This is a genomic window from Colwellia sp. F1, from assembly GCF_056238625.1.
This window is the reverse complement of record NZ_JBWDLI010000031.1, coordinates 1-5,716: the sequence shown is the minus strand read 5'-3', so window position 1 is coordinate 5,716 and position 5,716 is coordinate 1. Positions and strand designations below refer to the sequence as shown.

Here is a 5,716-nt window from a genome sequence, read left to right as displayed (position 1 = left end):
GCGCTAACTCGTCTTCGAGCATGTAAGGGACAGCCGCGCGCATAGCTCGTGTCGACTTGGTTGGCACGGTTAAGCGTTTTAACAGCACATCACTGCCAGGCACCAATACCTTTACCACACGTTGTGCCGCTTTGTCAGTTAACTCACTTAGCTGCTCGGCATTGGCGACTAGGCCACTGGCAATAACTTCTTGCTCAAGAGAGTTAACGATCAACCAAGCTATGCTGTCTTGGGCTTGGCTCCCTAGGCGTATATATAAAATTTCGGCCATTAATTTCGTCCTACGGTACGGCTAAGTACACTAATATTGGTGTTGTCTGTTATTTTCATTACCGAGTTCATGGCAAAAAAGCTATTATTAAAACTGGCACTTGATTTTAAATTAAAGTACTCACTGTCAACAACAAACTGATCTTTTTTATCGTTAAAATTTTCAAGCTGCACTACCGCGGGTAAATTATAAAACGTGTCGAGTGACGAAAAACCTTCTTCACCTCTGGCGCTTAGTATATCTTGCGCTTGTGCTAAAGTTGACCCCAACAAGGCTTGAAGTAACTCAGGCTGTTCACTGTCAATGGTGTTAATGTTCACCTTGTGTATTTCGGTGGCAGGAATAACACAAACGTAAGGTTTTATCGCATCAATAACAGGCGGAGTAAAGTGCTGTATTACCCTTAGTTCATTAACACTAGCTAAATAATTGTTGGCGGCTAAATAGGGAAATTCACGCGCGGCATAGTCGTTATCTTCAGCGCCGCCTGCACTGCTTATGCCACTGTCTGCGTCGAGCCAGTCAGTTAGTGCATCGGCCATTGACTCGGCTTCAAATTGGCTAACGTTGTCTATTTGTAAGTTAATCAGTAATGCTTCAAAGGCAAGACGGGCAGGGGTTTTGTTGTTATTGCGGTTATTGCTATTACTAGAGGTATTATCGTCAACAAAAGGCGCACGTAATGCATTTAAGTTTAAACAACTTTGTAAGTCAGTTATTTCACCGGATATTTCACCAAAGTCAACTGGGTAGGTCGTTTCGCCTTCGGCCCAAATTTGGTTTAAATGTGTCACGTTTTTATCTAGCTGAAAAGCCGTTATTAATACTCGTTTGGTAAAAGCTTCCGCGCCCATTGCGTACCAGTATGCTTGTTGGTTAAAGGTAATGTTGGCACTGCGTTGCATTTGCACTTGTAAGCGGGCTGTCATTTGGCTAGCAATAACGGCACAAAGGGCAACAATTAACATCACGGTAATCAGGGCAACGCCTTGGTGTTTGGCTAATTTTTTTGTCAACATGGTTATGATCCTAGCCCTAAACTTGAAGCGGTTGACGTTTGTAGCTCGCCGTCACCAGCCACTAAATATTGACGACGAATAAGGCCGTAATCTTTGGTGTCTACTTCAATGGCGATGGCTAAGGGGAGGGTGCTTTGTTCCCACAGCTTTTGCCAGTCTTTGCCATTATAGTACTCAAATGTTACTGCGGTTACTGCACTGAGCAAAGGCCGTACCTTGGGCTCTTCACCAACAACAGAGTCAACAAAGTTAAAGTGCAAGCGCTCTAGGGTTTCTTCGGTTAATCGATACGCTACCGCTTGCATGTCGCTGCGCGGTAGCAATAAGCCAGGGTTAGTCCAACCGTGTCGGACAAAGGCAATGGCTTGCTCTTCGCTGGCGAAATTGTCGCTTGAACTTTGTATTAAGCGTGCCTGGGGTGACTCACCATTAAGGCGCATAGTACGCCGTGATATTTGGGTCAGGTCACGTTCAATAATGGTAAAAGCGCGTTGCAACTCGTTTTGTCGCTCGCTACGCGCTGCTGCTACCTTGTCACCCTTAAGTACTGAGTCAAAAATGGTGAAGCTAGACAGGCTTACCAGTGAGAAAATAGCAATAGCAATTAATACTTCTAATAAGGTAAAACCTTGGTGAGTAGTGCTTTTGGGTAAATTAGGTATAGCAGGAATGTGCGTTTGTATCACTAACATACTTATTCAACCTTAGAAACATAAGTGGTTAAGCTGGTGATCGCCAGTTCGTCATCTTTGTGGCTTCTCACTTCTATCACGATAGCGCGCATGTTGTCGTTAGTCGTTTTGAGCACTTTTTTATGCCAAAACCATGACCTTCCCGCCAGTTCAACTTCACCTTTCTCATTATTTTTAGGTGGCCATTTTTTTTCTAAGTTGGCGTCAACTAATTGATTTGATGCGACCCAGTTAGCAAACATTTTTGTTTCTAAGTAGCCTAGGTTACGGGCATTGTTATTAGCCGTACTAAGTAGGGCGATACCAGCGATAGAAAATACCGCTAATGCCAACATTACTTCAATTAAAGTAAAGCCTAAGGGGTTGGCAAGCGTTAACTTTTGGCGCTTAGTGTTGTTGAGCGTTTTGCCTGTTTTAGTCATCTAACACTGGGCCTTCTATGGTTAACGGTATGCTATAAATGCCGGTAACACGATAAGCAAGCTCTGACAAGTCATCATAAAGTGAGGCTTCTTCAGTAAAGTGAAAGGTAAGGCTAAACGGGGTGATGTCCCCCCCTGATAAAATATACACTTGGGGTAATAATATTTCTTCTTCTTTCGCTTTTTTGGCTTTTTCGATGGCGGCAAATGAAAGGTATTCTTCATCTTCAGCTGTAAATACCGACGAGTCGAACAGTAGCGGGTCTTCAATGGGTAAATCGTCGAGTTCTAAGGTGAAAGTAACGCGCTCAGGTAATTCTTGGCGGGCTAACCAATCTTGCTCGGGTATTTCACTCCACTTAACGCCGTCGTAGCCTAAAAATTGATAGCTGTTTTCATCAAAATATAAACCTAACTCAATGTTGTTGAGTAAGCCATAGTGCGCGGCGCTTTCAAACAGTGCTGCAAAGTCATGGCTGGCTTTTTTTAACGTGTCTTCTGGGCGCTTTGTTGAAAAATTAAATTGCACCGCAGAAATAATTAAGCCAATTAGCGCGATCACCACTAAGACTTCAAGCAGGGTAAAACCTTTGGTTTTGGTGGTAAAGGGTTGTGTCAAAATATCTCTTTCATCCGTTTTTTAATCTAAATTTAGTGCGCTTTTCGCTGTTACTGGTATTCGCCTAGGTTCCAGTTACCTATGTCGTCTTCACTGCCTACTTCACCGTCTGGTCCAGCGGTAAATACATCCATTTTGCCATGTTCACCTGGGTTTAATAATAAGTAGTCATTACCCCAAGGATCTTTAGGAAGGCGCTTAACATAACCGCCATCTGGAAAACGACGGGGAATTGGCTCCATGTCTGTTTTTTCAGTTAAGGCTTCTAAGCCTTGCTCTGTCGTTGGGTAGTCGTAGTTGTCTAATTTATACATGCTTAACGAGCTTTCTAATGCGGTGATGTCTTGGACCGCTTTTTGTAACTTGGCAGTGTCTTGGCTACCCATTAAGTTGGGCACAACCACACTGAGCATCATGCCGATAATAACAATCACCACCATTACTTCTAATAAGGTAAAGCCTTGGTTGTTGTTGATTTGTCTTCTATTTTTAAACATTGTCTTTTCCTAATTACTTTATTCCGTTTCCTGAACTTGATTCAGCATCTAATTTTTGCTCTTAATAATTAACCATTAACCATTAACCATTAACCATTAACCATTAACCATTAACCATTAACCATTAACCATTAACCATTAACCATTATTTCTGCTCTTATCCACCGACAAACGTATTTAACTTTAATATCGGCTCTAATATTGCCATTACAATAAATAAAACAACTCCAGCCATCACTACCATTAATGCAGGTTCAAAGGCTTTGATTGAAATATTCATCAGGGCTTCAAATTCTTTGTCTTGGTTGTCGGCAGCGCGGCCTAACATTTGCTCTATTTCACCACTCTTTTCACCACTGGCGATCATGTGAAGCATCATCGGTGGGAATAATTTAGTTTGCTCAAGCGATAGATGCAAGCTTGAGCCTTCTCGCACTTTGTCTGAAGCGAGTTTTACTTGCTGCTTTATATATAAGTTGTCGAGTACTTCACCTGAAATTTTCATGCTCTCTAATAATGGTACGGCACTGGCAGACAGTATACTGAGTGTTCTAGCAAAGCGGGCGGTGTTTAACCCTTTAACTACTTTACCAATACCAGCAACCGTGATTATTTTTTGATGAAAAATCATTAAGTATTTCGGTTTTTTTAATAGCTCTGATATAACCAGCATTAAGGCGGCAATAAATAGCACGATTAATAACCCGTTATTTTGTAAAAACTCACTGCAAGCAATTAAAAACTTAGTGGTACCGGGTAAGTTTGCACCCATGTGTTCAAATTGGCCGACGATTTGTGGTACCACTTTGGTTAATAAAATAGCAATAACACCAATAGCGACTACGGTCATAATAACGGGGTAAACCATAGCTTGAATTATTTGTGAGCGCATTTGCTCACGCTTTTCGGTGTAGTCAGCGAGGCGGTTGAGTACCTTGTCTAAATGGCCTGATTTTTCACCCGCTGCTACCATAGAGCGATACAAATGGTTAAACACTTTAGGGTATTCTGCCATGCTTTCTGCTAAACCATAGCCTTCGGTAACTTTAGTGCGTACGCCCATCACCATACTTTTTATTCGGTTTTTTTCACCTTGTTCAGCCACTGCCATTAAAGACTCTTCTAACGGTAAGCCAGACTCTACTAACGTGGCAAGTTGGCGTGTAATTAACGATAACTCTGCTGCTGATATTTTACCTTGGTTTCCGTCTTTACCTGCGCTTGACTTGCCAGCTTTGTTTTTATTGCGGGCTAGGGTAGGGGACACTTCCGTTGGCATTAAGCCTTGCTCACGTAATAATGCACGTGCTTGCCTTGGGGTGTCGCCTTCAATAACCCCTTTTTTTGTTCTTCCTCGGCTGTCAACCGCAATATAATCAAATGCTGCCATAGTGTTTAATCATTTCTTTTGTCTGTAATACTAACCTTCCTGAACTTACGTCAGGATCTATGTTTTGCTTTTTCGCGTTTTGTTTTCCCGTCTTCCTGAACTTGATTCAGGAGCTGTTTTTTCTTTTATCACGTTACTAAAAACCGAGATTCCGTATTAAATAACCTACGGAATGACGGGAGTGGTGGCTGTTTGCTTTTGCTCCTTTTCCCGTCTTCCTGAACTTGATTCAGGATCTATGTTTTGCTGTTATCACACTTGGTTTTCTCGTCTTCCTGAACTTGATTCAGGAGCTGTTTTTTCTTTTATCACGTTACTAAAAACCGAGATTCCGTATTAAATAACCTACGGAATGACGGGGGTGGGGCTGTTTGCTTTTGCTCCTTTTCCCGTCTTCCTGAACTTGATTCAGGATCTGTTTTTTCTTTTATCACGTTACTAAAAACCGAGATTCCGTATTAAGTAACCTACGGAATGACGGGGGTTGGGGCTGTTTGCTTTTGCTCCTTTTTCCGTCTTCCTGAACTCGATTCAGGATCTGTTTTTTCTTTTGTCACGTTACTAAAAACCGAGATTCCGTATTAAGTAACCTACGGAATGACGGAGTTGGGGCTATGTTTTGCTCTTAATAATTCAACATTAACCCTTCAAAATTCAACATTATTCCTTACCTTTTCACCATTGCGACACTAATCTTCTCTTGTTACGCGCAATACTTCTTCCAGTGTGGTTTGCCCTGCCATGACTTTGTCAAAGCCGTCTCGTCGTATGGAAGCCGTGTTGGTGCGAATGTGTTTTTCTATGGC

Annotated in this window: 7 protein-coding genes; all 7 read right to left on the bottom strand. The window is 42.1% G+C overall.

Annotated features, from left to right (window positions below; all coding sequences use genetic code 11):
• The coding region (gene gspL / locus AC0UA9_RS16590; protein ID WP_475661756.1) for a type II secretion system protein GspL at positions 1 to 271 on the bottom strand (271 nt) is incomplete at its 3' end.
• Entirely contained in the window at positions 271 to 1,290 is a 1,020-nt protein-coding gene (gspK, locus tag AC0UA9_RS16585) for a type II secretion system minor pseudopilin GspK (RefSeq protein ID WP_475661755.1), read from the bottom strand. The genes gspL and gspK, both read right to left, overlap by 1 nt.
• A gap of 2 nt (positions 1,291 to 1,292) precedes the next feature.
• A complete protein-coding gene (gene gspJ / locus AC0UA9_RS16580) occupies positions 1,293 to 1,982 on the bottom strand; it encodes a type II secretion system minor pseudopilin GspJ (RefSeq protein WP_475661754.1) in 690 nt (229 codons plus the stop codon).
• 2 nt (positions 1,983 to 1,984) lie between these two features.
• Positions 1,985 to 2,404 carry a type II secretion system minor pseudopilin GspI gene (gspI, locus tag AC0UA9_RS16575; protein WP_475661750.1) on the bottom strand — a complete coding sequence of 140 codons (420 nt, stop codon included), beginning with the start codon at positions 2,402 to 2,404 and terminating at the stop codon, positions 1,985 to 1,987.
• Complete coding sequence (gene gspH, locus AC0UA9_RS16570; RefSeq protein WP_475661748.1) at positions 2,397 to 3,023, bottom strand: type II secretion system minor pseudopilin GspH; 627 nt, start codon at positions 3,021 to 3,023, stop codon at positions 2,397 to 2,399. Before gspH ends, gspI begins: the two co-directional genes overlap by 8 nt.
• 50 nt (positions 3,024 to 3,073) lie before the next feature.
• Positions 3,074 to 3,520 (bottom strand): type II secretion system major pseudopilin GspG, encoded by a 447-nt coding sequence (gspG, locus tag AC0UA9_RS16565; RefSeq protein WP_475661746.1) that lies wholly within the window; start codon positions 3,518 to 3,520, stop codon positions 3,074 to 3,076.
• 157 nt (positions 3,521 to 3,677) lie between these two features.
• Entirely contained in the window at positions 3,678 to 4,910 is a 1,233-nt protein-coding gene (gene gspF, locus AC0UA9_RS16560) for a type II secretion system inner membrane protein GspF (protein ID WP_475661744.1), read from the bottom strand.
• Positions 4,911 to 5,716: the final 806 nt, after the last annotated feature.